General features: G+C 64.8%; 26 protein-coding genes and 1 tRNA gene. 14 read left to right on the top strand and 13 right to left on the bottom strand.

Features of this window, described 5'->3' with window-relative positions:
- Window positions 1–11 precede the first annotated feature (11 nt).
- From AFER_RS07255 to AFER_RS07245, 3 genes are read right to left on the bottom strand one after another with little or no spacing between them, the layout of a single operon-like run.
- Window positions 12–1,190: an NAD(P)/FAD-dependent oxidoreductase gene (locus tag AFER_RS07255; RefSeq protein WP_015798812.1), complete on the bottom strand. Its 1,179-nt coding sequence runs from the start codon at window positions 1,188–1,190 to the stop codon at window positions 12–14.
- 1 nt (window position 1,191) lies between these two features.
- Window positions 1,192–1,449, bottom strand: a complete 258-nt coding sequence (locus AFER_RS07250; protein WP_015798811.1) for a sulfurtransferase TusA family protein — start codon at window positions 1,447–1,449, stop codon at window positions 1,192–1,194.
- Window positions 1,450–1,505: 56 nt separating this feature from the next.
- Window positions 1,506–1,955, bottom strand: a complete 450-nt coding sequence (locus AFER_RS07245; RefSeq protein WP_015798810.1) for a DsrE/DsrF/DrsH-like family protein — start codon at window positions 1,953–1,955, stop codon at window positions 1,506–1,508.
- Between the two features lie 461 nt (window positions 1,956–2,416).
- On the opposite strand from AFER_RS07245, the gene AFER_RS11150 reads away from it, so the two are divergent.
- The 5 genes from AFER_RS11150 to AFER_RS11695 all read left to right on the top strand — a co-directional run bounded on the left by AFER_RS11150 (window position 2,417) and on the right by AFER_RS11695 (window position 8,030).
- Window positions 2,417–3,535 carry an EAL domain-containing protein gene (locus AFER_RS11150; protein WP_015798809.1) on the top strand — a complete coding sequence of 373 codons (1,119 nt, stop codon included), beginning with the start codon at window positions 2,417–2,419 and terminating at the stop codon, window positions 3,533–3,535.
- Window positions 3,532–4,491: an EAL domain-containing protein gene (locus tag AFER_RS11145; protein ID WP_015798808.1), complete on the top strand. Its 960-nt coding sequence runs from the start codon at window positions 3,532–3,534 to the stop codon at window positions 4,489–4,491. Before AFER_RS11150 ends, AFER_RS11145 begins: the two co-directional genes overlap by 4 nt.
- 40 nt (window positions 4,492–4,531) lie before the next feature.
- Window positions 4,532–5,626, top strand: a complete 1,095-nt coding sequence (locus AFER_RS07225; RefSeq protein WP_015798807.1) for a DUF3048 domain-containing protein — start codon at window positions 4,532–4,534, stop codon at window positions 5,624–5,626.
- A 96-nt stretch (window positions 5,627–5,722) separates the two neighbouring features.
- Entirely contained in the window at window positions 5,723–7,249 is a 1,527-nt protein-coding gene (locus tag AFER_RS07220) for an IS1182-like element ISAcfe2 family transposase (RefSeq protein ID WP_015798733.1), read from the top strand.
- Window positions 7,250–7,514: 265 nt separating this feature from the next.
- The gene (locus AFER_RS11695) at window positions 7,515–8,030 is read left to right on the top strand and encodes a pentapeptide repeat-containing protein (RefSeq protein WP_015798806.1); all 516 of its coding nucleotides are present in this window, start codon (window positions 7,515–7,517) and stop codon (window positions 8,028–8,030) included.
- 714 nt (window positions 8,031–8,744) lie between these two features.
- Here the strand turns inward: AFER_RS11695 and AFER_RS12965 are convergent.
- Window positions 8,745–9,023, bottom strand: coding sequence for an IS30 family transposase (locus AFER_RS12965; RefSeq protein ID WP_049755397.1), 279 nt, complete (start codon window positions 9,021–9,023; stop codon window positions 8,745–8,747).
- Between the two features lie 27 nt (window positions 9,024–9,050).
- Window positions 9,051–9,458 (bottom strand): helix-turn-helix domain-containing protein, encoded by a 408-nt coding sequence (locus AFER_RS12960; protein WP_041661758.1) that lies wholly within the window; start codon window positions 9,456–9,458, stop codon window positions 9,051–9,053.
- A gap of 109 nt (window positions 9,459–9,567) precedes the next feature.
- On the opposite strand from AFER_RS12960, the gene AFER_RS07200 reads away from it, so the two are divergent.
- Genes AFER_RS07200 through AFER_RS07185 form a run of 4 tightly spaced genes read left to right on the top strand, consistent with a single transcriptional unit; the run spans window position 9,568 to window position 18,468 of the window.
- Window positions 9,568–12,765 (top strand): helicase-related protein, encoded by a 3,198-nt coding sequence (locus tag AFER_RS07200; protein WP_015798804.1) that lies wholly within the window; start codon window positions 9,568–9,570, stop codon window positions 12,763–12,765.
- On the top strand, window positions 12,762–13,520 hold the full coding sequence (locus tag AFER_RS07195) for a DUF4391 domain-containing protein (protein WP_015798803.1): 759 nt from the start codon (window positions 12,762–12,764) through the stop codon (window positions 13,518–13,520). The genes AFER_RS07200 and AFER_RS07195 overlap by 4 nt, the downstream gene beginning before the upstream one ends.
- A gap of 11 nt (window positions 13,521–13,531) precedes the next feature.
- Complete coding sequence (locus AFER_RS07190) at window positions 13,532–15,487, top strand: site-specific DNA-methyltransferase (protein ID WP_015798802.1); 1,956 nt, start codon at window positions 13,532–13,534, stop codon at window positions 15,485–15,487.
- Complete coding sequence (locus AFER_RS07185; protein WP_015798801.1) at window positions 15,487–18,468, top strand: type III restriction-modification system endonuclease; 2,982 nt, start codon at window positions 15,487–15,489, stop codon at window positions 18,466–18,468. The genes AFER_RS07190 and AFER_RS07185 overlap by 1 nt, the downstream gene beginning before the upstream one ends.
- A gap of 77 nt (window positions 18,469–18,545) precedes the next feature.
- On the opposite strand, the gene AFER_RS12955 is transcribed toward AFER_RS07185, so the two are convergent.
- From AFER_RS12955 to AFER_RS12950, 3 genes are read right to left on the bottom strand one after another with little or no spacing between them, the layout of a single operon-like run.
- A complete protein-coding gene (locus tag AFER_RS12955; RefSeq protein WP_049755396.1) occupies window positions 18,546–18,740 on the bottom strand; it encodes an IS30 family transposase in 195 nt (64 codons plus the stop codon).
- A gap of 6 nt (window positions 18,741–18,746) precedes the next feature.
- Entirely contained in the window at window positions 18,747–19,025 is a 279-nt protein-coding gene (locus AFER_RS11130) for a DDE-type integrase/transposase/recombinase (RefSeq protein WP_049755395.1), read from the bottom strand.
- 27 nt (window positions 19,026–19,052) lie between these two features.
- Entirely contained in the window at window positions 19,053–19,460 is a 408-nt protein-coding gene (locus AFER_RS12950; RefSeq protein WP_049755394.1) for a helix-turn-helix domain-containing protein, read from the bottom strand.
- Between the two features lie 296 nt (window positions 19,461–19,756).
- Between AFER_RS12950 and AFER_RS07175 the strand changes: the two genes are divergently transcribed.
- Complete coding sequence (locus tag AFER_RS07175; RefSeq protein ID WP_218914777.1) at window positions 19,757–19,936, top strand: hypothetical protein; 180 nt, start codon at window positions 19,757–19,759, stop codon at window positions 19,934–19,936.
- A 114-nt stretch (window positions 19,937–20,050) separates the two neighbouring features.
- On the opposite strand, the gene AFER_RS07170 is transcribed toward AFER_RS07175, so the two are convergent.
- The 4 genes from AFER_RS07170 to AFER_RS11115 all read right to left on the bottom strand — a co-directional run bounded on the left by AFER_RS07170 (window position 20,051) and on the right by AFER_RS11115 (window position 21,886).
- The gene (locus AFER_RS07170; protein WP_143711976.1) at window positions 20,051–20,287 is read right to left on the bottom strand and encodes a hypothetical protein; all 237 of its coding nucleotides are present in this window, start codon (window positions 20,285–20,287) and stop codon (window positions 20,051–20,053) included.
- Window positions 20,288–20,575: 288 nt separating this feature from the next.
- The gene (locus AFER_RS11120; protein ID WP_342606824.1) at window positions 20,576–20,995 is read right to left on the bottom strand and encodes a hypothetical protein; all 420 of its coding nucleotides are present in this window, start codon (window positions 20,993–20,995) and stop codon (window positions 20,576–20,578) included.
- 24 nt (window positions 20,996–21,019) lie between these two features.
- Window positions 21,020–21,178 carry a hypothetical protein gene (locus tag AFER_RS12375; RefSeq protein WP_171788966.1) on the bottom strand — a complete coding sequence of 53 codons (159 nt, stop codon included), beginning with the start codon at window positions 21,176–21,178 and terminating at the stop codon, window positions 21,020–21,022.
- Between the two features lie 81 nt (window positions 21,179–21,259).
- On the bottom strand, window positions 21,260–21,886 hold the full coding sequence (locus AFER_RS11115) for a transposase (RefSeq protein WP_083769335.1): 627 nt from the start codon (window positions 21,884–21,886) through the stop codon (window positions 21,260–21,262).
- Window positions 21,887–21,954: 68 nt separating this feature from the next.
- Between AFER_RS11115 and AFER_RS07160 the strand changes: the two genes are divergently transcribed.
- Window positions 21,955–22,575 carry an AAA family ATPase gene (locus AFER_RS07160; protein ID WP_015798798.1) on the top strand — a complete coding sequence of 207 codons (621 nt, stop codon included), beginning with the start codon at window positions 21,955–21,957 and terminating at the stop codon, window positions 22,573–22,575.
- 85 nt (window positions 22,576–22,660) lie between these two features.
- The gene (locus AFER_RS07155) at window positions 22,661–24,187 is read left to right on the top strand and encodes an IS1182-like element ISAcfe2 family transposase (protein WP_015798797.1); all 1,527 of its coding nucleotides are present in this window, start codon (window positions 22,661–22,663) and stop codon (window positions 24,185–24,187) included.
- Window positions 24,188–24,345: 158 nt separating this feature from the next.
- On the opposite strand, the gene AFER_RS07150 is transcribed toward AFER_RS07155, so the two are convergent.
- Window positions 24,346–24,858: a DUF3558 family protein gene (locus tag AFER_RS07150; protein WP_245526035.1), complete on the bottom strand. Its 513-nt coding sequence runs from the start codon at window positions 24,856–24,858 to the stop codon at window positions 24,346–24,348.
- Here AFER_RS07150 and AFER_RS12670 point away from each other — a divergent pair.
- Both AFER_RS12670 and AFER_RS07140 read left to right on the top strand, forming a co-directional pair.
- The gene (locus tag AFER_RS12670; protein WP_041661755.1) at window positions 24,779–24,982 is read left to right on the top strand and encodes a hypothetical protein; all 204 of its coding nucleotides are present in this window, start codon (window positions 24,779–24,781) and stop codon (window positions 24,980–24,982) included. The genes AFER_RS07150 and AFER_RS12670 overlap by 80 nt on opposite strands.
- A gap of 135 nt (window positions 24,983–25,117) precedes the next feature.
- Window positions 25,118–25,190, top strand: a tRNA-Lys gene (locus AFER_RS07140).
- Window positions 25,191–25,375: the final 185 nt, after the last annotated feature.

Raw genomic sequence — 25,375 nt, 5'->3', positions numbered from 1 at the left:
CCTCGGGGCTCTCAGGCGGCGACTCGCCGAGGTTTTGGCTCGGTCAGTCGGAAGTAGGCGTCGAAGACCGGGTCCAGCCAGCCCCGAAGGCCCCAGAAGAACGTCTCGCCGAGCAACCACTCCTCGAGGTACTTGACTCGTGTCGGCCGGAGCTTCTCGACCGGAGCGTCGAAAGATCCAATGACGAAGGTCAAGCGCCGATCTCCTACGATCTCGAGGGAGCAGTTGGTGCGCCCATCGAAGCGCGTCGGGTGACCTGCCAGTGTCCGCGCGACCACCTTCGCCTCGAGGTGCGCGCCCACGCCCGCCTTGGACGTCGGCACGTTGTTGGCATCACCGATGCACCACGCATGCTCGACCCCCTCGACGGCGAGCGTCTCCTTGTTCGTCTTCACGAGTCCATTGTCGTCGACGACGTCCGCGGGCTCGTAGACGATCGGCGCTCCAACGAACGGGGGTACGACGATGGGCAGGTCTGCCTTGACTTCGTCGCCCTCGAGCGAAGTGATGGTCCCGGTCGCGGGATCGATCCGATCCACGTCGAAGAACGGCATGACCTCGATACCTCGCTCCTCGAGAATCGGCGTGATCACCTCGTTGATGGGCTCTGCGGGGTACGCGCGTGGGTACGGGGTGAACAGCACGAGCTTCGCCGCCTCCCGTACCCTCCGAGCCCGTAGTCGTGCGTCGACGCCGAGGATTCCCTCCACGGGCGAGGGTGGACACTTGATGATCGGGCTCGCTTGTCCGAGTGCCACGGTGCCTCCGGAGAAGGCGTTGAGGTTGCGCCACAAGCGACGCGCATTCGCGGTCGTCGAGTGGAAGTCGCCGATGCGCTCATTGATCTCCCAGAGACCGGGGATCTGGGACGGATCGGTGCGCACACCGGTCGCGATGACGAGGTCGTCGTAACCGAGACGCCTGCCGGTCGCGGTCTCGACCTCGTGGTCAACCAGGTCGATGCGCACTGCGGTGTCGTGGATCAGTGTGATGTGCGAGCGCAGCAAGCTGTGCTCGTCGCGCACGAGGTTGCGACGCCGCCCCTGGAAGGCGACGCCGAGGTAACCGCGCTGGAAGACATGTTCAAGTGAGGCGGTCAGCACGGTCACGTCGAAGCGGCGGGGATCGAGCGAGTTTGCGAGGATCGTGCCCCCGTCGCCTCCACCGACGATCAGCACGCGGCGTGTCATCTCACCGGCTCACGATCTTGATCCGGGTCGTGATCACACCATCGACCCCCTCTTCGATAGCGAGAACCTCGTTATGTGTCTTGGCCGCCCAAGCGGTCACGTCAGCCTTGACGCCGGGATCCGTTGCGAGCAGCTCGATCTCGTCGCCGACCTTGGCTTTGCGGTAGGCGAGTGCGAGGTCCGTGATCGGTCCGGGGCAAGCAGATCCCCGCGAATCGACGATCGTTCGTGTCGTCTGCTCCGATGGCTGTTCGGTCATGCTGTGCACCTCCTCGATGTGGTCTCCTTGGATGCCATGGTCGCCTCGCAACGGGCTCAGATGAAGAATGTCTCTGCGCCTTCAGCTGCAGCAACGAAGGTTGCGGCTCCGACGACGTCATCGACGAGATCGCCGAAGTCGTCCGGACCGAGCCCCATCACCGTCGACATCATCGAGCATGCGTGCACCCGAGCTCCGAGCTCCTTGGCCTGGCGCAGCATCTCGTCCCACGGGGCGATCTTGTTGGCCGAGAGGCTTTCGGCGAGCTGGGGAGCCATCGCTGCGTACTCCGCGGCAAAGGGCAGCTCGTGACGTTCCTTCGTGAAGGCAAGGAGCGAGAAGCCCGTCACGAAGATCTCCACGGCAAAGCCCATCGCCGCGGCCGCTTGCGCGAGCACTCCCAGCGGAATGAGCTTGTCCGCGGTGCCGCTGTAGGCGATGATGGCGAGCTTGCCGCCGGTCGTTGCGCTGGTCTCGCCCGCCGACTCCATGGTCGTCTCGTTCATCGTGCCTCCCTTCGCCCGAGACTCTCGACACCTCTGAAGCTACGCCGGGCGCGTGTGGCGTGCAGGAGCCAATGGTCCCTGGGGGAGGTGACGTTGGTCACGACGTGTCGTTGTTACCTGGCGGGTTGGCCGCGGCGAACGCGATGAACTGCGATGCGGCGACGACAACCCTTGGGTCTTGGCGAGGTGGCGGGCTGGCTGCGCACCGACGTCTGTTGGACCCAGGGATCCGGCGGCCGAGCTGCGGTTGTGCCCACCCGTCGATCATCGGGTGGTGCGCACGGGCCCACCTCTGGCGAGAGTGCGCATCGTCGATCACGCCGAGGTTCGCTCTCTCCATGCAGGCTCGAGCCACGTCATGGAACCGGCGACCGTTCGCAATGACAGGGCTCAGGCATCGAGCCGCGATCATCGGACGTAGTGCGTCAAGTCGCGACCGGAACGCGCCGAGGTCAACGAGCGTGGAGAGCGAAGGGATTGCGGTGGTGACGGATCCTGCCGAGCTGGATCCGATCAGCGTGGATCCGATGAGCGACGAACTTCGGGCCACGACCTGCGCAGCGCAGGTCGTGCGGAGTGGTCGCGGCTTGACGATGGTCCACCAGCCAATCGTCGGGCTCGACGGGGGCAGTGTCGTCGGCTACGAGGCGCTCGCACGGTTCGAGGGTGTACGAGCCACGCAAGCAGTGTTCCTCCATGGTCAGCTGCTCGGGATCGGCGCCGATCTCGAGGCTCGCGTGCTGGAGCGTGCGCTGGCTGCAACGAGGCGCCTTGCGCGAGGCTGGCGCCTGCACGTCAACGTCGCCCCGAGCGTCATCGATGCGCCCTGCGTGCGCGACGTGCTCCTGCACGCCCGTCTTGATCGGGTTGTGATCGAGCTCACGGAACACGTGCCGGCGCGAGACGTCGCCGTGCTCGAGCGATCACTCGCTGACCTGCGATGTGCGGGAGCGTTGGTCGCAGTGGATGACGCGGGATCGGGCTTTGGCGGTCTCGATCTGCTGATGGGCGTGCGTCCCGACATCGTCAAGCTCGACGCCCGACTCGTCAAGGGCCTCGCTCACCACGCCGGTCGAGCTGGCGTCGTGACCACGCTCGTCGAGACGGCGCATCGTCTCGGAGCCCGCGTGATTGCAGAAGGAGTCGAGGATCGCCTCACCCTCGACGCGTGCGTCCGGTTGGGAATCGATGCCGCGCAGGGCTATTGGCTGGCTCGTCCAGCAGAGGGCTTCCCTCGGGTCGACCCGGAGTGCATCGCGGGAGTCGTTCGGTCGGATCGTCGGGTGCTCTTTGGCGCCGAACTCGCTCAACGACTGGCCGTCGCGCGCATCGTTCCTGCGCGCAGCCCGTTGCTCGGCACTGATCTGCGAGTGGGCGTCGACGGCTTGGGTCGAGCCGTGTGGGTCGCCGATCAGGATCGAGCACCGCTTCGCGCGGCCGAGGTCGATCTCGTCGAGGGCTGGGATGGCGTGCGTCGCGCACTCGATGGTGGGGTCGAGGCGGTGCTCGTCGTCGACGAGTGGCGCCACGTCCTCGGTGTCGTCCTCGACGATCACGACACGGGTTCGGATCGGCGATGAGCGTGTCCCGGGGCGCCATCGAGCGGGTCTTGGGGTGCCCTGAACGGCTCGCCCCTCGTCTCGAGGCGATCCGCGGCATCGAGACCAACCGACCGATCGCGTGGGAAGGGTTGGTTCGAGACGACGAGTGTGAGGCGGACGAGCTCTTCAGCTCGGCGACCGCATTGGGGCTCGACCTGCATCTCGAGCTCGTCGCACTGGCTCGCGTGCTCGAACTTCTCGACGCCCCGGAGTTCGAGTCGGGCGTGCGGCTGAGCGTGAACCTGTCGCCGTCGGTGGTGGTCCTCGATGCCGTGCTGCGCATCTTGGAGCCCCGAGCGTCGCGCCTCGTCGTCGAGGTCTCCGAGCTCGCGGGCGGTCCATCGCCCGAGGTGGTAGCGCGCGCGCTCGAACCGCTCCGGCACGCTGGCTTGCTGGTCGCGCTGGATCACGCGGGGGCGGGGTTCGCCGGTCTCGAGCGCCTCGCGATACTCGAGCCCGACGTGGTCAAGGTCGACCGGAGCATCGTCGCCGCCTCGACGCGCGAGCGCGCGCGCTTGATCGCCGAGGTGACCACGACGGCCGCCCACGAGCTCGGCGCGATCGTGGTCGCGGTGGGCGTGGAGCGGCCCGATCAGCTTCGATGGGCTCGCGACCTTGGCTGCGATGCATGGCAGGGCTTCCTGGCTCATCGTGGTCTCGGTGCCACGATGGCGGGTGGCCTGCTCGAGCGCGTCCGGCGCGGCGCGCCGCCCGCGGCCCCAGTGGTGAGCATCGACGCCGATAGCTCGCTCGCACTGGCGCGGGCGCGCTTCGGCCGCGTGGGGCTCGTCGAGCCGGATGCGCTCGGTGTCGTCGTTGCTGGTCGCCTCAGGGTCGGCTGGGTTCGCTACCGTGACCTCGCCGATGCGCCGGCGTCCTCGGCGCGTTCGGGACGCGAGCCCCACGCTCTCGGAGACGATGGGGTCGGGCGATGAGGGCCCTAAGCTCGCTGCGTTCAACGTTTGAGGAGGAGTGATGGCGCACCGCACCTCGAAGCGTGTCCGTCGACGCCGAGGCGTGGTGCTCGGGGCCGCCGTCGTGGTGGTGGTCGTTGGCGCAGGCGCGGCGCTCGCCCTCGATCACTCCCGAACACCCTCCTCGCACGCCGACTCGACGAGCACGAGCCAGACGCCGGTGTCGTCGTCGGCCGCACCTGCGTCAGCCACATGCCCGCTGACCGGTCGTGCGGCACCTGGCGGCGTCGTTCCTGATCGTGCGGCACTGGCGATCAAGGTCGGCAACGATCCGGGCGCTCGTCCTCAGAGCGGTCTCAACGAAGCCGACATGGTCTACGAGGTCCAGGCCGAGGGTGGGATCACGCGATTCATCGCCATCTTCCAGTGCGGCTCGCCTGCCGAAGTGGGTCCGATTCGGTCGCTGCGCTGGGTCGACTGGCACGTCCTCGGGCAGTTCGGCCATCCGATCCTCGTCTACGCGGGAGGGATCATCCCCGACCGGCAGGAACTGGCGGCTCAGACCTGGCTGCATCGCGTCGACGCCTTGGACTACAGCGGGACACCGTTCGAGCGCACCACGACGCGCGTGCCTCCCGAGAACCTCTACGGCAACCCGGCGGGGATCTGGTCGCTCGTGGGTCCGACGACCGCGCCCTCGCCGATCTTTACCTTCTCGTCCACCGTGCCGCACGGTGGCATTCCGGTGTCGTCGGTCGCGGTGACGTTCTCGGCGGTCGAGCCTGTCGAGTGGACGTGGAACGCTGCGACTGGGCTCTTCGATCGCTCCTACGCAGGCGTACCTGCCTACGGCGCGTCGGGTGCCGTGCAGAGCGCGACGAACGTCGTGGTGCAGTTCGTGCAATCGGTGCCGGGGCCCTACAACGAGAGCGGTCCGAACTCGCTCGGGGTTCACTCCGAGGTCATCGGGAGCGGCAACGTCTGGGTCCTTCGCAACGGCGAGCTGATCCGAGGAACGTGGTCGCGGGCGTCGCTCGCGAGTCCCACGGTGCTGCGGAGTTCGAACGGATCGATCATTCCGCTCGATCCTGGCCGCACCTGGGTGGAGGTCTTGCCGCAGACGGGAAGCGCGTCCTATACACCAGCAGCGGGCTAGGAGTCCCCTGAACAACTCCTCCACGTAGGGCGGCTACGGGAAGCGCTTCCCTCCGCCTGTCAAGCGCCATTTGCCCAGCTCAGCTAGACTTTTTGCATGCTGGGCACCGAATCAGACCAGGCACACCTCACCGCGACGGAGGCCTTCTGCTCCTCGCTCATCGAGCCAGGGTCCATCTACGCCTTCCTCGCCGAGCACCGCAGAGAGCTCTTCCCCGACGAGCGCTTCCGCCATCTCTACCCCTCCACGACCGGCAGACCCTCCATCCCCGCCTCGAGGGTGCTCGCGGTCATGGTGCTCCAGGTGCTCGAGGGGCTCTCGGACACCGAGGCGACAGAGCAGGTCCGCTACAACCTCCGCTGGAAGTACGCCCTTGGTCTTGATCTCGAGGACCCAGGCTTTCACCCCACGGTGCTCACCTACTGGCGCAGGCGCATCGCCACCTCCGAGACCCCAAGACTCATCGGCGAACTCGTGGCCGAGGTGATCGGTGCCACGGGGGTGCTCAAGGGCAAGACGAAGCGCGTCGTCGACTCCACCGTGCTCGCCGATGCGGTTGCCACCCAAGACACCATGACCCAACTTGTCGCCCAGATCAACCGGGTACGCAGGCTGATCCCCGAACTACGCGACATTCCTCTGTCACCAGCGATCGACTACACCCGCGCAAAGCCTGCCATCGACTATCGGGACGAAGAGGCAGTGGTGCGCACGGTGAGTGCCCTCGTCGCCGATGCCACTGCCCACCTCGCCCATGCAGAGAAGCTCGCATCCCTCACCGAGCCACAGACCGAAGCCCTTGGTCTCCTTGGGCTCGTGGCGGGCCAAGACGTGGAGTGTGTCGATGCCAAGGAAGGTCGCTGGCGCATCGCGAGGCGGGTAGCCACAGACAGGGTCATCTCCACCGTGGACCCTGACGCTCGCCACGTCCACAAGTCCCGTGCCCGTGCCATCGATGGCTACAAGGGCCACGTGGCCGTCGAGCCAGACAGTGGCATCGTCACCGCTGCGACCATCACGAAGGGCACCGTGCCGGACGCAGCAGTGGCGAGCGAGCTCCTTCGTGACGAGGACGGCCCGCGCACGGTCTATGGCGACAGCGCCTATGCCACGAGCGAGGTCTCCAACGAGCTCGCCGCTCGTGGCCACGACGAGGTGATCAAGCCTCGGCCCCTTGCCATGGCGGTCCCTGGTGGCTTTACCATCGATGACTTCGTCGTCGAGGAGGGATGGGTCAGCTGTCCCCAAGGACACCGAGTACCCATCTCCGCCAAGGGTCGTGCTTCCTTTGTCAAGCACTGCACCGGCTGTCCGCTCCGGGATCGCTGCACGCGCTCGAAGCGAGGACGGGTCCTCACCTTCACCCCTGCCACCTGGCACGCAATCAGCCAGCGGGCGCACTTTGGGGACCCTGCCGTTCGTCTCGACTATCAGCGCACCCGACCGAACGTCGAGCGGATCCACGCACAGCTCAAACGCAAGCTCTCCGGCGCGAGGCTGCGCTACCTGGGGCTCGTGCGCAACCGACTCCACTTCGAGCTGCTCTGTGCCACCTGGAACCTGAAGGTGCTCCTTCGCCTGGGGCTCACCCGGGTGGGTGGTGGCTGGGTGCTTGCCACCTGAGAGGCGCTCGGGTCCTCTCCTCCTCGCCCCACAGGAGGGGCGAGGAGGAGAGGGTGAGGAGCGAGATGGGAACGGGTCAGCTGGGCTCGTTCCCGGGCTGGGTGGGCGTGCTCAGCCACCACCAGGGAGGGGCTTGTTCAGAGGGCTCCTAGGGCCGGTCGACGTTGACCCGGTCGACCTTCTGCCGAAGGCCGGTGGCGAACACGGGGGCGGCCGGCTGCGGTCGGCTGAGATGTGGCTCCGAGACCAGCTGGCCGAGGGGCCGATGCGAGCGCAGGAGGTGGCCAACCTGGCCGCGCACGCGGGGTACTCGCTGGTCACCTTAAAGCGAGCCAAGAGCGCCCTCCGGGTTCGCTCGATCCGCCGGGCGGGCGAGTGGTGGTGGGGCCTCGATGAGGCCCGGGATCGCCCCGTTTTGTCGGTCCTTCACGGCGAGGGCGGCGACCCCGAGCCCGCGACTGACGCAACTCTAAGAGGATCAACTCTAAGAGGATCAACTCTAAGAGGATCAACTCTAAGAGGATCAACTCTAAGAGGATCAACTCTAAGAGGATCAAGTGCGGATGATCCTCTTGGCGGCGAGCCAGTCGAGTTGGAGCCCCCCGAGCCGTGGGACGACGGACCACCGGACGTACCCGACCGGGTGCTCGACCTGGCCCCGCCGCCCGACCCGAGCGAGCCGTTCCCGCAGCCCGCGCCGTGGGACCTCGACCCCGACGAGTGGGCCAGCGAGGACGAGGTGCTCGATGAGGCCGAGGCCGTACTGCGAGGCCCAGCCTGACCCGCTGGCGGCGGTAGCGGGCCAAGGGGCGGCTCCTATTATCCAGGCTGCGTACCACGCCCTCGCCGGGGAGCCGTGACGAGGCCCGTGCGCGCGACCCACGATCTCGGGCACCAAGCGCGTCCCTGATAGTTACCCTGATAGTTACTCGTTGGTAACTTTTGCGCCCCTCAGCCGTGTTGCTACGTATGGGTAGCAGCTGGGGTGGGGTGGGTTGACTACTGATGGGTAGCAGCTGGGGTGGGGGTGGGTTGGCACTCGACGACCGCGGTGGAGTGAAGTGACCCTGAAGGTGGCGATGTGACGAAGGCTGAAGTCGAGAAGCTGGCCGATGAGGTTGCAGTCTTGCTCAAGAGGGTCAGGGCCGGCGAGCTGGTGGCGCCGGCTGCGACGGTTTACCGCCTGGAGGGGGCGCTGGTAGCGCTGCGCGCGGTGCTGGGGAACGCGCGTGAGGCGGCCGGTTCGATCGGTCATTGCGACGAGGGCATCGTAGTAGTGGCGATGGGCGTGGCCCTACTTGAGGGAGCGGCGTGGCATGTGGTTGATGCGGCGGGCGATGGCGTCGACGTCGGCTTGGGAGTAGATGGACAGGTCGGTGCTCTTCGCCAGCCAGCGGCGCACGAGGCCGTTGAAGTTCTCGTTGACGGGACGCTGCCAGGGGGCGTGGGGATCAGCGAAGTAGAGGGGGGTGCCGAGAACATGTTCGATGTCCGCTCACAACGTCATCTCTCGGCCCTGATCCCAAGTGAGGGTGCGCTGGCCTGCCTCAGGGATCGAGCGCAGCAGCCGTATGACACACGACGCCAAAGATGCTGCGTCGTAGCCGTCGGGCAATGCCCCAAGCAGGCAGAAGCGTGTGGTGCGGTCGATGATCGTGACGACCGCCGAGGCGTTTTTCGCGCCGATGATCAGGTCACCTTCGAGATGCCCGATCTGCGTGCGGCGAGCGGCGGCCGCTGGGCGCTGGTGGATCGGCTGGAACTGGCCCAGCACGAAGCGTCTTTGCTCCCCAGGGAAGCCTCACCGCCAGCGACGGCGGCGCTGGTGGTGCAGATGACGCCACAGCCCTGGATCGAGCCCGCGGTCTCCTGGGTAGCTCGCCTGGTAGATCGTCTCATGACTTACGTCCTTGGCTCGAGCGATCGTCATCGGCGACTCCTGGTCCTCCACCAAGCGCCGAGTGACACGCCGAGCCAGCGCAGCGTCTTCCACCAGCCGCGGTGGCTTGGGCCGACGAGCACAGCGTTTCGCTCGACGCTGCGCACAAGCCGCCACATAGCGTATCCAACCGCCGTTGCGGTCCACTGCGCGAGCGATCGTCGACACCGGCCGCCCGAGCCGCCGGGCGATCACCCGCAGCGACTCGCCTCGCACCAACCCGACCCGGATCTCCTCCCACTCTTCCAACCCGAGGCGTCGACCTGGCATGCTAAAACCCCCACCGGTGGTTGCTACCTGTCCACCGACCATCATGGTCGGAGTGTCGCAACCACCGGTAGAGCCAGTTACTCTATTGTGGACGAGGGGTAAGAGCGGCATGAAGTTCATCCGCAACACCGGCACGGACCGCGTGATCGATCTGATCCGTCTGGGGATCGGGCGCAGTCATCGGCTCGACGTGCTCACGCCCGCCTTGTCGCTCTTCGCATTCGCGGAGGTCAATCGCGAGGCGCGGGAACTGGAAGGCTGCCGCCTGGTGTTGCCGCCGAACGGTTCCGATCTTGCGATGCTGGGTACGGCTGCCGACCGTCCCGCTCGCAACCGCCTGCAATCCCGCTGGCTGGCGAAGCGCTTGCTCCAGTGGATCGAGAACAAGGCGGAAGTCCGCCGCGCGTTGAGCCCCATCCCGCAAGGCGCGTTCGTCATCCGCAACTCAAACGGCCGCCCCGTACAGGCGCTCCTCGGTTCGCTGGCGTTCAGCACGGACGGCCTCGGCCTGACGCCGGGCAATCCGATGAACCTGATCCAGGCATCCGAGACACTCGAAGAGGCCACGTTACTAAGCGAGTGGTTCGATGCACAGTGGTCCGCCCTTGCGGCCGACCCTGCCTCGAAGACCGCATTGATCGACAGCTTGAAAGAACTGGCCGGGAACCGGGACCCGCTTCTCGTCTATGCTTTGATCCTGCACCACATCTTCCGGGACCGAGGAGAAGAACTCGACGAGGAGCGCGTGGTCAAGACCGCGACTGGTATCCGCAACACGGTGGTCTGGAAGAAGCTTTTCAAGTTTCAGCGTGACGGCGTGATCGGAGCCATCGACAAGCTCAACCGTTTCGGCGGCTGCATCATCGCCGACAGTGTCGGCCTTGGGAAGACCTTTGAGGCACTAGCGATCATCAAGTACCACGAGCTGCGCAACGATCGCGTGCTCGTGCTCTGCCCCAAGCGCCTGCGCGACAACTGGACGCTCTACAAGGCCAACGACCGCCGCAACTTCCTGGCCCCGGACCGCTTCAACTACGACGTTCTGAACCACACGGATCTGTCGCGCGATAGCGGACTCTCCGGCGATATCGATCTCGCGGACGTGAACTGGGGAAACTACGACCTCGTTGTGATCGACGAGTCGCACAACTTCCGCAACAAGCGCACACCGCAGAAGGGCGGTGAGACGCGCTACGACCGACTCATGCGCAAGATCATCAAAGAGGGCGTGAAGACCCGCGTCCTCATGCTTTCCGCCACTCCGGTCAACAACCGCATGGCCGACCTGCGCAACCAGATTGCCTTTGCCACCGAGGGCGACGACACGGCCCTGCGCGACCACGGTGTCGGAAGCATCGACAGCACCACCCGCCTGGCGCAGCAACAGTTCAACCGCTGGCTCAACCTGGACGAGTCCGAGCGCACGCCGTCGCGGTTGATCGAGATGCTGGGTTTCGACTACTTCACGCTCCTGGACCTGCTGACCATCGCCCGGTCGCGCAAGCACATCGAAAAATACTACGGCATCGCCGAGACGGGACGATTCCCGGACCGCTTGAAGCCGATCAACATCAAGGCCGACGTGGACCTGGCGGGCAAGTTCCCGCCCATCCGCGACATCAACCTCGAAATCCGCCGCCTGAATCTGTCCGCCTACGCGCCGTTGCGGTACGTGCTTCCGCACAAGCAGGAAGCCTACGACAAGAAGTACAGCACCGAGGTCAAGGGTGGCACGGGCTTCTTCCGGCAGGTGGACCGCGAAGAGAGCCTGATCCATCTCTTGCGCGTGAACGTACTTAAGCGCATGGAAAGCGCCGTGCCGTCGTTCGCCCTGACCGTCGAGCGGCAGCTCCGAGACGTGGAGGCGACGCTGGAACGGATCGAGAACCACGCCGAGGAGATGGAGGAAATTGACATCGAAGACCTGGATGTCGACGACCCCGCCTTCGAGAGTCTCCTGGTCGGCCGCAAGGTCAAGGTCCTCCTCAAGGACCTGGATCTTATCCGTTGGAAGCAGGACCTGATCGAAGACCGCAACCGGCTAGTCAAACTCCATACCGCCGCTGGGCAGGTGGACGCTTCGCGTGACGCCAAGCTCGCCGCGCTTCGGAAAATGATCGAGCAGAAGGCCGAAAACCCCATCAACCCCGGCAACCGGAAGTTGATCGTCTTTACGGCCTTCGCGGACACGGCCCGCTACCTCTACGACCAGCTCGCCCCGTGGGCCAAAAAGCGGCTCGACATCGACACCGCCCTGGTCACCGGCACCGGCTACAACCAGACCACCCTGCCCAAGCTCCGCAAGGATCTCGCCTCCATCCTCACGGCCTTTTCGCCGCGCTCCAAGGAACGGCCGGAAGACTTGGCCGACGAAGGCGAACTCGACCTCCTGATCGCCACCGACTGTATCTCCGAGGGCCAGAACCTCCAGGACTGTGACTGGCTCATCAACTACGACATCCACTGGAACCCGGTGCGCATTATCCAGCGGTTCGGCCGGATCGACCGCATCGGCTCGCCCAACGAGCGCATTCAGCTCGTCAACTTCTGGCCCAACATGGAGCTAGAGGAGTACATCAACCTGGAGCAGCGCGTGAGCGGCCGCATGGTGCTCCTCGACATCTCGGCGACCGGCGAGGAAAACCTCATCGAGCAGCAGTCCGGCAACCAGATGAACGACCTAGAGTACCGCCGCAAGCAGCTCCTCAAGCTCCAGGATGCGGTCATCGACCTGGAGGACCTCTCGACCGGTGTCTCGATCGCCGATCTCACGCTGACCGACTTTCGCATCGACCTCGCGGAGTTCCGCAAGGCGCACCCCGGCGTGCTGGAGAACCTGCCGCTCGGCACCTACGCGGTCACGACGACGACCGAGGCCGAGATACCGCCCGGCATCATCTTCTGCCTGCGGGCTGAGGGTGAGGCGGCGAAGCGAACGGTCGAGGCGGGCTATCCACTGGCTCCGCACTACCTCGTTCACGTGGGCGAGGACGGCACCGTACTGCTTCCCCACACCCAGGCCAAGCAAATCCTCGATCGGCTGAAGCGCCTCTGCGCCGGGCGCGATCTGCCCGATGTCGGAGCCTGCGCCCGTTTCGACCGGGCCACCAAGCAAGGCGAAGACATGCGCTCCGCGCAACGGCTGCTGGCCGCCGCCGTCGCCTCGGTGGTGCGCAAGAACGAGGAGCGGGCCGTCGCCAGCCTTTTTTCTCCGGGCGGGACGCACGCGCTCAAAGGCGAATTTGCCGGCATCAACGACTTCGAGGTGGCGGCCTATCTTGTGATCTTGCCCGAGGCGGGCGAATGAACGCTGACGCGATCCTGGCCGCCCTCGACCTTCCCGCGAGTTGCCGCGTGGACCGGCGCGTGCCCAAGACGCTGCTCCTTGAAAACGGCGCGCCCACGGGCGCCGACAAGCGGCAGATCAACGAGAGCATCGAGGAGTTGGTCTGGGTTGCGGCGCTCAAGCCCGCGACCATCGGCGTGGCCGAATATCGGGACGCCATACGCGAGTACCTGGAAATCGCCGTGCTTCGCTTGACCCTGCGCGCCGGGGCCAAGGTGCAGCGCCTGGTGGAGCTGGTGCATCGGGCCGTGCCCTATCCGTTGCTGCTGATCACCGAACTCGGCGCGCAGGCCGACCTTTCCGCCGCCCACAAGCGTTGGGCGCAGAACGAGGCGGGCAAGACGGTGCTCGACGGCGAGTTGGTTGTCGCGGAACTGAGTCCCGAGCGCGACGCCGGGCCCTGGCCCGCCTTTTCCGCCGCGTTGGCGCTGGGGCGGCAACCGAGAACCGCCCTTTACGCCCTCTATCAGGGCTGGATGGATACCCTGCTCGCGCTCAAGGCGGCCCGCGTGACGGGCGTCTTCGTCCTTGCCTCTGATGCCGATCACGCCGCCGCGCGGCAGGAGGCGTTGCGCGAATGCGCCCGACTGGACGCCGAGATCGCCCGCCTGGGCACTGCTGCCGCCAGGGAGAAACAGATGTCCCGGCGGGTGGAACTGAACCTGGAACTCAAGCGCGCCGAAGCGGCCCGCGCGGCCGCTCGCGAAAGACTATAAAGGAGGAGACAATGAAGAAACTGACGCCCGCCGACCCCGAAGCCCGTTCCGACGACCTGGTGGCGGAGAACGTCGCCAAGCTCAAGGCGTTGTTCCCTGAGCTCATCACCGAGGGACCCAACGGCGCGGCGGTCAACGTTGACGTGCTCAAGCAGCTCGTGGGTGATGCCACCGTCACCGACTGCGATGAAAAGTACGGCCTCAACTGGCACGGCAAACGCCAGGCTCGACAGCTCGCGCTCACGCCCTCGACCGGGACGCTGCGCCCGGCGCCCGAAGACAGCGTGGACTGGGACACCACGCAGAACCTCGTGATTGAAGGCGACAACCTCGAAGTGCTCAAGCTCCTGCAAAAGAGCTACGCGGGCAAGGTGAAGCTCATCTACATCGACCCGCCGTACAACACGGGGAAGGACTTCGTGTATCCGGACAACTTCCAGGACAGCATCAAGAACTACCTCGAGCTGACGGGGCAGGTGGAGGGCGGGCGGAAGATCAGCAGCAACACCGAAGCCAGCGGGCGGTTTCATACCGACTGGTTGAACATGATGTATCCGAGGCTGAAGCTGGCGAGGAACCTATTGCGGGAAGATGGAGTGCTCTTTATCAGCATTGACGATGGGGAAATCGGACACCTCCGCACTCTGTGTGACGAAGTGTTCGGTGCGGAAAACTTCTGCGGCGTTATCAAGCGTCGCGCGGCAAGGAAGACCGCTTTCCTGAGGAAGCGAATGACCGACATGTGCGATTACGTTGTCGCATACGTTCGCTCAGATGCCGCCGCCCCACTTAGTGCGGGTCAAGTATCCGATGGGACACGCCCCGTGTTCAACGAAGGCAACACAGTAAGCGTGCGAGTGCTACGTTCCGGTGCTATTGCCAAGTGTGGCGATGGAACGTACAATGCGGGCACCTACGCGGCCCGCAGCCTCTCGTTTGAATTGCTTGACGACCTTAAGGTTACGGATGGGAGAGTCGCGAGGGATGTGCGCATCAGGGGTCCGTGGAGAATCAATCAAGAAACCCTTGATAGGACGCTCTTTGTAACGCGCAACTTAGGGCTCCGTCGAACAATGCTCCCTGAGGAGCTAGATCAAGCAAAGTTACTGAACGACCTTCTTGACGATAATACGTGCTACAACGAAAAGGGGTCTGAAGAGCTTCAGCAACTTTTCGAGGCAACGGTCTTCAACAATCCAAAGCCGCGGGGGTTAATCGAGTACTTGGCATCAGCAGCTGGGGTGAAGGAGAAAGAACTTGTCCTGGATTTCTTCGCCGGCTCCGGAACCACCGGCCATGCGGTCATGGCACAGAACGCCGCCGACGGCGGCAACCGTCGCTATATCCTTGTCCAACTCCCGGAGCCTGTCGACCCAGAGAACAAGGAACAGAAGGTCGCCGCAGACTTCTGCGACAAGCTCGGAAAGCCGCGCAACATCGCTGAGCTGACCAAGGAACGTCTCCGCCGTGCCGCCAGGAAGATCCAGGATGAGAACCCGCAGTTTGCGGGCGACCTCGGTTTTCGCGTGTTCAAGCTGGACACATCCAACATCCGCGCCTGGAACCCCAAGCCTGATGACCTTGAGGCGGAGCTGTTTGCGCACCAGGATCACATTGTCGAAGGCCGCAGCGAGGCGGACATCCTTTACGAACTGCTGCTCAAGCTTGGCCTCGATCTGTGCGTGCCGATACAGGAGAAAGAAGTCAAGAGTCAGGGGACAGAAGGGAAGAAATACACGGTTTATGCCGTAGGCTATGGCGTGCTGATCGCTTGCCTGTCCGAGGAGATTGCGGTCGACGACGTGGAGGCGCTTGGCCAGGGCATCGTCGGGTGGCGCAAGGAACTCGCCCCGGCGGGCGAGACCACCTGCGTCTTCCGGGACAGCGCCTTTGCCGACGACGAGGCCAAGACGAACCTCGCCGCCATCCTCAACCAGAACGGCATCGCTAACGTGCGGAGCTTGTGATGAAACTGCACTTTGAACCGAACCTCGACTACCAGTGGCAGGCCATAGAGGCTGTGTGCGATCTGTTCCGCGGGCAGGAGATCTGCCGCACCGAGTTCACGGTCACGCGCGATCCCGCGGACACCCAGATGCGCCTCGGCGTTGCGCAGAACGAGCTTGGCATCGGCAACCGTCTGATGTTGCTCGACGACGAGCTGCTCAAGAACCTGAACGACATCCAACTCCGCAACGGCCTGCCGCCCTCGGAATCACTCGCATCAGGTGACTTCACTGTGGAGATGGAGACCGGCACCGGCAAGACCTATGTGTATCTGCGCACCATTTTCGAGCTGAACAAACGCTACGGCTTTACCAAGTTCGTCATCGTGGTGCCGTCGATTGCCATCAAGGAGGGTGTGTACAAGACGCTTCAGATCACCGAAGACCATTTCAAGAGCCTGTACTCCGGCGTGCCTTTCGACTATTTCCTCTACGACTCCTCCAAACTCGGGCAGGTGCGCAACTTCGCCACCAGCGCGAACATCCAGATCATGGTGATGACCGTCGGGGCCATCAACAAGAAAGACGTCAACAACCTCTACAAGGAAAGCGAGAAGACAGGCGGTGAAAAGCCCATCGACCTGATCAAGGCCACCCGGCCCATTGTGATCGTCGATGAGCCTCAGAGCGTGGACGGCGGCCTTCAGGGGCGCGGCAAGGAAGCGCTCGACGCCATGAATCCGCTTTGCACCCTGCGTTACTCGGCCACCCACGTGGATAAGCACCACATGGTCTACCGGCTGGACGCTGTGGACGCCTACGAGAAGCGGCTGGTCAAGCAGATCGAGGTGGCCTCGGCCACGGTCGAACATGCCCACAACAAGCCCTACGTGCGCCTGGTTTCGGTGTCGAACAAGCGCGGCATCATTTCAGCGAAGGTCGAGCTGGACGTGAAGACCGACAGCGGTGGGGTCAAGCGGCGGGAGGTGAAGGTTCAGGACGGCGACGACCTGGAAGAGATCGCCGGCCGCGCGATCTACGCCGGCTACCGTATCGGCGAAATCCGGGTCGAAAAGGGAAATGAGTACATGGAGCTGCGCGTCCCCGGCGGCGAGCACTTCCTCAAGCCGGGGCAGGCCTGGGGAGACGTGGACATGCTGGCCGTTCAGCGCCAGCTGATTCGCCGAACCATTCGCGAGCACCTGGACAAGGAGATGCGCCTGCTACCAAAGGGCATCAAGGTGCTGTCGCTCTTTTTTATCGACGAAGTCGCCAAGTATCGCCAGTATGACGCGGCCGGGAACCCCGTGAAAGGTGATTACGCCCGCATCTTCGAGGAAGAGTACCGACGAGCTGCCAACCTGCCAGAGTATGAACCGCTCTTCAAAGGGGTGGATGTGAGCCGCGAAGCCGAGAAGGTTCACAACGGCTACTTTTCCATCGACAAGAAAGGCGGCTGGACGGATACTGCCGAGAACAACGAGGCGGGCCGCGACAACGCCGAGCGGGCCTACAACCTCATCATGAAGGACAAGGAAAAGCTCCTCTCCCTCGAGACGCCGATCAAGTTTATTTTCTCGCACTCGGCGCTGCGCGAAGGCTGGGACAACCCCAACGTCTTTCAAATCTGCACCCTGCGAGACATCCGTACGGAGCGCGAACGGCGGCAAACCATCGGGCGCGGCTTGCGTTTGTGCGTGAATCAGTACGGCGAGCGTGTGCGGGGCTTCGATGTCAATACACTGACCGTGATCGCTACGGAGAGCTACGAGGACTTCGCCGAGAACTTGCAGAAGGAAATCGAGGAGGATACCGGCATCCGGTTCGGCATTGTCGAGGCGGACCAGTTCGCTCACATCGTGGTCACCGATGCGAATGGCAAAGCCTCGCCGCTCGGCATCGAACGGTCGAAGGCGTTGTGGGAGTCCTTCAAGGCCTATGGCTACATCGACGCCAAAGGACGGGTGCAGGATTCACTCAGAAGGGCACTCAGGGACGGCACCGTGGAAGTGCCCGAGGAGTTCGCCGCGCAGCGTGACCAAATCACGGATGTCCTCAAGAAGGCGGCCGGGCGGCTTGAGATCAAGAACGCCGACGAGCGTCGGCAGGTGCGTGTTCGCGGGGAGGTCCATATCAGTGATGAGTTCAAGGCGCTGTGGGACCGCATCAAGGACAAAACCACATACCGGGTGAAATTCGACAACGAAGCGCTCGTGGAGGCGTGCATCAAAGCGCTCAAAGAAATGCCGGCGATCCCGAAGGTGAGCCTCCAGTGGCGAAAGGCGGATATCGCCATCGGCAAGGCCGGCGTGGTAGCCGCCGAGCGCGAGCGTGGGGCGCCCGTAGGGCTCGAGGAAACGGACATCGATCTGCCGGACCTGCTTACCGAGCTTCAAGACCGGACCCAACTCACGCGCCGCACGATTTACCGCGTCCTGACGGAAAGTAGGCGTCTGGCCGACTTCAAGCGCAATCCCCAGCGGTTCATCGAGCTGGCGGCAGAGACTATTAACCGCTGCAAGCGGAAGGCGATGGTTGATGGCATCAAATACCAGCGCCTGGGTGACGAGCACTACTACGCGCGGGAGCTGTTCGAAAGTGAGGAGCTGACCGGCTACCTGAAGAATCTCTTCGAGGCCAAGAAGTCGGTCTATGAGCAGGTGGTCTACGACTCCGACACCGAGCTAACGTTTGCCCAGCAGCTCGAGTACAACCGTGATATCAAGGTCTACGCAAAACTCCCGGGCTGGTTCACCGTGCCGACGCCGCTGGGCGGATACAACCCTGACTGGGCGGTGGTCGTCGAGCAGGAAGGCGAGGAGCGCCTCTACTTTTACTTTGTCGTTGAGACCAAGGGCAGTGTGGTCGCCGACGACTTGCGTGGCAAGGAAAAGGCGAAGATTGACTGCGGCAAGGCGCATTTCGAGGCGCTCAAGGATCGCGAGAACCCGGCACAGTACAAAGTAGCGAGTTCGGTTGATGATCTATTTATCCGAGAGTGAAGCGTTCGCTCCAACGCAGGGCCGGTTCAATCGGTCATCGCGACGAGGGCATCGTAGTAGTGGCGATGGGCGTGGCCCTAGTTGAGGGAGCGGCGTGGCATGTGGTTGATGCGGCGGGCGATGGCGTCGACGTCGGCTTGGGAGTAGATGGACAGGTCGGTGCTCTTCGCCAGCCAGCGGCGCACGAGGCCGTTGAAGTTCTCGTTGACGGGACGCTGCCAGGGGGCGTGGGGATCAGCGAAGTAGAGGGGGGTGCCGAGAACATGTTCGATGTCCGCTCACAGCGTCATCTCTCGGCCCTGATCCCAAGTGAGGGTGCGCTGGCCTGCCTCAGGGATCGAGCGCAGCAGCCGTATGACACACGACGCCAAAGATGCTGCGTCGTAGCCGTCGGGCAATGCCCCAAGCAGGCAGAAGCGTGTGGTGCGGTCGATGATCGTGACGACCGGCGAGGCGTTTTTCGCGCCGATGATCAGGTCACCTTCGAGATGCCCGATCTGCGTGCGGCGAGCGGCGGCCGCTGGGCGCTGGTGGATCGGCTGGAACTGGCCCAGCACGAAGCGTCTTTGCTCCCCAGGGAAGCCTCACCGCCAGCGAGGGCGGCGCTGGTGGTGCAGATGACGCCACAGCCCTGGATCGAGCCCGCGGTCTCCTGGGTAGCTCGCCTGGTAGATCGTCTCATGACTTACGTCCTTGGCTCGAGCGATCGTCATCGGCGACTCCTGGTCCTCCACCAAGCGCCGAGTGACACGCCGAGCCAGCGCAGCGTCTTCCACCAGCCGCGGTGGCTTGGGCCGACGAGCACAGCGTTTCGCTCGACGCTGCGCACAAGCCGCCACATAGCGTATCCAACCGCCGTTGCGGTCCACTGCGCGAGCGATCGTCGACACCGGCCGCCCGAGCCGCCGGGCGATCACCCGCAGCGACTCGCCTCGCACCAACCCGACCCGGATCTCCTCCCACTCTTCCAACCCGAGGCGTCGACCTGGCATGCTAAAACCCACCACCGGTGGTTGCTACCTGTCCACCGACCATCATGGTCGGAGTGTCGCAACCACCGGTAGAGCCAGTCGTCGTTTGCGCTTGGCGATGGAGGGCCGATCCTACCTCGATGCGGGCGCTGCCAGCGTCGCGGGGCTATAGTGACCGCTGCGGGGGCCACGCTCCCGGTGAAGGAGGGGGAGGCAAACCGATGCAACAGTCTGAGACGCCGACAACCCCGCGCCGGCGACGGCGAATCTTCCGCTGGGTGTTCCTCGCCGTCTAAGCCATCTTCATCGTGTGCTTGGTGGTGGGAATCCACTCGGGGTCGCACGCCACCCACTGCGGGACGCTCACCACCCAAACCTGCCAGGCTGCCGCCGATGTGGGCACGACGATCGGGGCAGGGATCGTGATCGCTTTGTGGGTGGCGGTCGACGTGATCCTCGGTGTCACGTTCCTGGTGTTACGCCTGAGCCGCCGTTGAGCTGCTGTTGACGCGGAAAGGCCCCCCGCCATTACGGCGGGGGGCTGCTTGGTCAGGGAGGTTCCCCCCATGCGGGGGGGCAGGCGGTAACCTTTCGCTCACCGACGCTGCAGGTTAGCCGCCGGCGCGGGTGTGGAGGTGGATGATGCGCTGCACGCCCGGCACGCTCATCCCTAACTGTTCGGCGAGCACCCGTGTGGGCACCCCTTGGGCGTGAAGCTCGGCGACCAGCTGGTTGCGGACCGCGGCAGCCTGGCGGCTGCCGGTAACACGCTGTTGGAGGGAGACGAGACGGCGCAAACCGCCGGGGCTCGCCCCCGCACGGCGTCTTGTGATGGTGTTGGAAGGCATGACACGCATCATAGGGTTCTGAAACGGCCTATTGGGGGCAGATGAGGCTGTTGCGTGAACTCTGCTCCTCTCGGCGGGCTCCGCCTCGGCAGGTTCCACCAGGGCGACGGCAGGGACGGCTGATCGTTGGTGAACGCGGGAATGATGGCCACGGAGGGCCGCTGAGCTCTTGCTACTTGGCCTTCATCTGGCTGTCGTCATCGCCAGCCGGCTGAATGGCACGGTGCCCGGCGTGGCAAGGGCGCGCCGGGAGAGCTTCAAGAGGTTGTGGGTGCCGCAGATGAGCTTTTACTCCGAGTCCGCTGCGGACTTGCCCTTCCGCATGAACGAGCGAATCTTGCGGACGTCTTTGATCTGGCCGAAGATCGGCTCGATGATCGCCTGGCGTCGCTTGTAGAGGTCCCGCCCCGAGTTGTTCGACACCTTGGGGTCCATCTTGTCGAGGAAGGTCGCGTTCCTCCTGAGCGGTCCGCGCCGGCCGGTGCGCCGGGTTGGGTTCTTCCTCATGTTGCGAACGGCCACGTAGCTGTCGGGGTCGTCTGGCCCAAGGGCGGCGAAGTTCTCCTCCGACGCGTAGCTGGCATCCGCGAGGAGCTTTCCGGGCCGCTCATCGATCCCTGCCTTGTCGAGCGACTCGCTGATCGCCTCGATCATCGGGTGGAGTGGGGCCTTGTCGTTCTGCTCGTCGGTGACCGAGGCTGCGAGGATGACCTGGTCTTTGTTGGCGACCGCCTACGCGTTGAAGCCCTGGAGGAAGCCGTTCTTCGTCGACATGACCTTGGACTGCGGGTCGGTCGTGTTGACCTTCTCCTCCTTCGCGCCGGCCTTGTCCTTCGGCGTCTTGGGCTTTCGGCCCCGCAGCTTCTTGCCCCGTCGTTCCTCCTCGTCCACCCGCTTGGCCAGATGGGCCTCGTGGGCCGTGCGCTCGGCTGCCAGTTCTTTGTCGAGGACCTCCTTGGCCGCCTTGAAGCGTCAGCGCCGGTCCCGGCGTCCACGAAGAACGGCAGGGGGCTCGTCGCCGCGGGCCTCGCCAAAAGTGGCGTCTTCGGCTTCGTCGATGTCCTTCGCCTCGGCGAACATCTTCTCGACGGCCTCGTCGATCGTGTCCTTGATCACGTTGCGCTGCAGGGATGCGAGAGCGGCCATCGTCGTCCGATCGAGCGCCACGAGGCCGACCCAGGCCATCCCTGCCTTCGCACACAGACGAAGCGAGGCGGTGAAGATCGTCTCCAAGGCCTCTTCGTGACGATGGCAGAACCGGGCGATCGTCGTGTGGTCGAGGAGTAGCCCGGCGCAGATCACCCGGAAGGCGACGTCGACGTGGCACGCACGCTCGACCTGGCGCGACGAGCGGACCCCGACGCAGTAGGCGTAGAGCAACAGCGTCTCCATCGTGGCCGTATCGTGCGCTGCGCCGCCCCAGCCATCGGCTCGGTAATCGGCGTAGAAGGCGAAAAGGTCCATCTCCTCCAAAGCGTCCAGCACGAACCACGCCAAATGGTCCTCAGGCAGCCAGTCCGCCATCGACGCCGGCAACAGGTAAAGCTGGTGGCGCTCTGAGGTGAGCAGGTTGTAGGCCACGGGCCCAATCCTCGCCATCGAGCCTGTTGAGATGGTGGATCTCACACGCGTGCTACCAGGGAGTTTGCAGATCGCCGCGGAGGTTCATGCAACAGGCTCTGCTGCAGCTGGCGGCCCGGCTGTGTCGCGGGGAACTGCCGGGTGCCCTGTTCGGCCAGCCCGCCGTCACGCTCGACGCTTCCAGCGAAGATAACGCGACGAGTGTGCTGGGGCCCCGGTACCTGGCGGCGGGCGGCGATCCGCGCATGCTCGGCTTCACGACAGTCCCCGTCAGTTTCCCTGCCGATTTCGAGAGGCTGCGGCGGACAGTGCTCGACAATCATGCTCGCTTGGTCATCGTCGAGCCGCTGTCGGGTGCGCTCGGTGGGAGGGTTGACACGCACCGTGACGCGGACGTTCGGGCGGTGCTCGGCCGGTTGCGTAGCATCGCCTGTGACGCCGGGGCAACCATCGTCGGGATCGGTCACTTGACCAAGGCGAGTGGGGCCGCACCGCTGGACCGTCTGCTCGGCTCCAGGGCCTTCCCCGCCGCCGCCCGATCCGTGCTTCTTCTCGGCTCCCACGGCGACGTTCTAGCGCTCGCGTCGGTGAAGTCGAGCTACGGCCTGAAGCCAACGCCCTTAGGGCTCGCTGTCGAAGGCCGGACGCTCGAGGTTGACGACAAGCAGATCAACACATCGACAGTGCGACTGCTAGGAGTCCCCTGAACAACTCCTCCACGTAGGGCGGCTACGGGAAGCGCTTCCCTCCGCCTGTCAAGCGCCATTTGCCCAGCTCAGCTAGACTTTTTGCATGCTGGGCACCGAATCAGACCAGGCACACCTCACCGCGACGGAGGCCTTCTGCTCCTCGCTCATCGAGCCAGGGTCCATCTACGCCTTCCTCGCCGAGCACCGCAGAGAGCTCTTCCCCGACGAGCGCTTCCGCCATCTCTACCCCTCCACGACCGGCAGACCCTCCATCCCCGCCTCGAGGGTGCTCGCGGTCATGGTGCTCCAGGTGCTCGAGGGGCTCTCGGACACCGAGGCGACAGAGCAGGTCCGCTACAACCTCCGCTGGAAGTACGCCCTTGGTCTTGATCTCGAGGACCCAGGCTTTCACCCCACGGTGCTCACCTACTGGCGCAGGCGCATCGCCACCTCCGAGACCCCAAGACTCATCGGCGAGCTCGTGGCCGAGGTGATCGGTGCCACGGGGGTGCTCAAGGGCAAGACGAAGCGCGTCGTCGACTCCACCGTGCTCGCCGATGCGGTTGCCACCCAAGACACCATGACCCAACTTGTCGCCCAGATCAACCGGGTACGCAGGCTGATCCCCGAACTACGCGACATTCCTCTGTCACCAGCGATCGACTACACCCGCGCAAAGCCTGCCATCGACTATCGGGACGAAGAGGCAGTGGTGCGCACGGTGAGTGCCCTCGTCGCCGATGCCACTGCCCACCTCGCCCATGCAGATAAGCTCGCATCCCTCACCGAGCCACAGACCGAAGCCCTTGGTCTCCTTGGGCTCGTGGCGGGCCAAGACGTGGAGTGTGTCGATGCCAAGGAAGGTCGCTGGCGCATCGCGAGGCGGGTAGCCACAGACAGGGTCATCTCCACCGTGGACCCTGACGCTCGCCACGTCCACAAGTCCCGTGCCCGTGCCATCGATGGCTACAAGGGCCACGTGGCCGTCGAGCCAGACAGTGGCATCGTCACCGCTGCGACCATCACGAAGGGCACCGTGCCGGACGCAGCAGTGGCGAGCGAGCTCCTTCGTGACGAGGACGGCCCGCGCACGGTCTATGGCGACAGCGCCTATGCCACGAGCGAGGTCTCCAACGAGCTCGCCGCTCGTGGCCACGACGAGGTGATCAAGCCTCGGCCCCTTGCCATGGCGGTCCCTGGTGGCTTTACCATCGATGACTTCGTCGTCGAGGAGGGATGGGTCAGCTGTCCCCAAGGACACCGAGTACCCATCTCCGCCAAGGGTCGTGCTTCCTTTGTCAAGCACTGCACCGGCTGTCCGCTCCGGGATCGCTGCACGCGCTCGAAGCGAGGACGGGTCCTCACCTTCACCCCTGCCACCTGGCACGCAATCAGCCAGCGGGCGCACTTTGGGGACCCTGCCGTTCGTCTCGACTATCAGCGCACCCGACCGAACGTCGAGCGGATCCACGCACAGCTCAAACGCAAGCTCTCCGGCGCGAGGCTGCGCTACCTGGGGCTCGTGCGCAACCGACTCCACTTCGAGCTGCTCTGTGCCACCTGGAACCTGAAGGTGCTCCTTCGCCTGGGGCTCACCCGGGTGGGTGGTGGCTGGGTGCTTGCCACCTGAGAGGCGCTCGGGTCCTCTCCTCCTCGCCCCACAGGAGGGGCGAGGAGGAGAGGGTGAGGAGCGAGATGGGAACGGGTCAGCTGGGCTCGTTCCCGGGCTGGGTGGGCGTGCTCAGCCACCACCAGGGAGGGGCTTGTTCAGAGGGCTCCTAGACGCGCTCAGGCCACGCAGCGGACGAGTGTGCAGAGGCGTCGGATCGCCGTCGCGATGGTGGTGCGTTCGGCGCCGCTCGATGCCTGCGGCGACACCGTCGAGAACGCGACACCGGTGACGAGCACGCTGCCGAGGTCGACCTCGTACTCGGCGCCCGCCACGATGGCCGGATAGCCGTCGATCTCGGTAGGGGCGAAGTGCCCTTGCGCCTCCAGGGCGCGGTAGTCGCTGGCCTGCGAGATCGTCGGGCCCGGATAGAAGTAGAGGTTCATCGTCGAGCCGCGACCCGCGCTCAGGCTGCTCGTCGTGTTGACCCAGTCGCAGCTGCGGTATCCCGCCGTGGATTCGTCCTGTGTCTGGCGAAGGGGCACCTGGAGAGCCGCACTCGCTTCGCTGGTCGTCACCAGCGAACAGGGGTCGGGGAGGTGCGTCGCCGCGATGGGCTGCGGCTTGGGGCTCGAGGATGCGGCCGTCGACGTCGTGGACGTGGCCGTCGTGGCACCACAGCCAGCGAGCATCGCCGCGGCGGTCGCCGCCAGAGCGGCGATCCGCATCGTGGTACCTCTCGGCCGCACGGTCGTCGTGCGTCCTCTCGTCGTGCCCATGGTGTCGTTCCTTCTGTCCGAGCCGACGGGATTCTAGCTCGCACGTCGAGAACGCGACGGCCCTTCGAGATCTCGGCGATGCGTGTCGGCCCGGTGGCGGAGGGCTCGAGTCGCGCTCGCGGTGCTCGTGGTTCCTGGCGCACGGCAACTGCGCAGGTAGGCTGATGGCCATGGGCCGCTAGCTCATCCGGTAGAGCAGGGGACTTTTAATCCCAAGGTGCGGGGTTCGAGACCCCGGCGGCCCACGGTGGGCGACGTGATGCCACGTCGTCGGCGTGCGACCGAAGGTCGGTTCTGCGGGTTCCGGGCTGAGCCCGTCCTCTCGTCCGTCGTGGTTGTGCTGGGGCGGGTCCGTCGGTTGCGGCCATGGCCTGCGACGAGGCTCGTCCGAGGATTGTGCAGCTCCCGCTGGGCGCGGTGGTGTCTCCGA

It is taken from the genome of Acidimicrobium ferrooxidans DSM 10331, assembly GCF_000023265.1.
Taxonomy (GTDB): domain Bacteria; phylum Actinomycetota; class Acidimicrobiia; order Acidimicrobiales; family Acidimicrobiaceae; genus Acidimicrobium; species Acidimicrobium ferrooxidans.
Note: the sequence above shows the minus strand (reverse complement) of the source record. Positions and strands in the feature narration are given on the sequence as shown.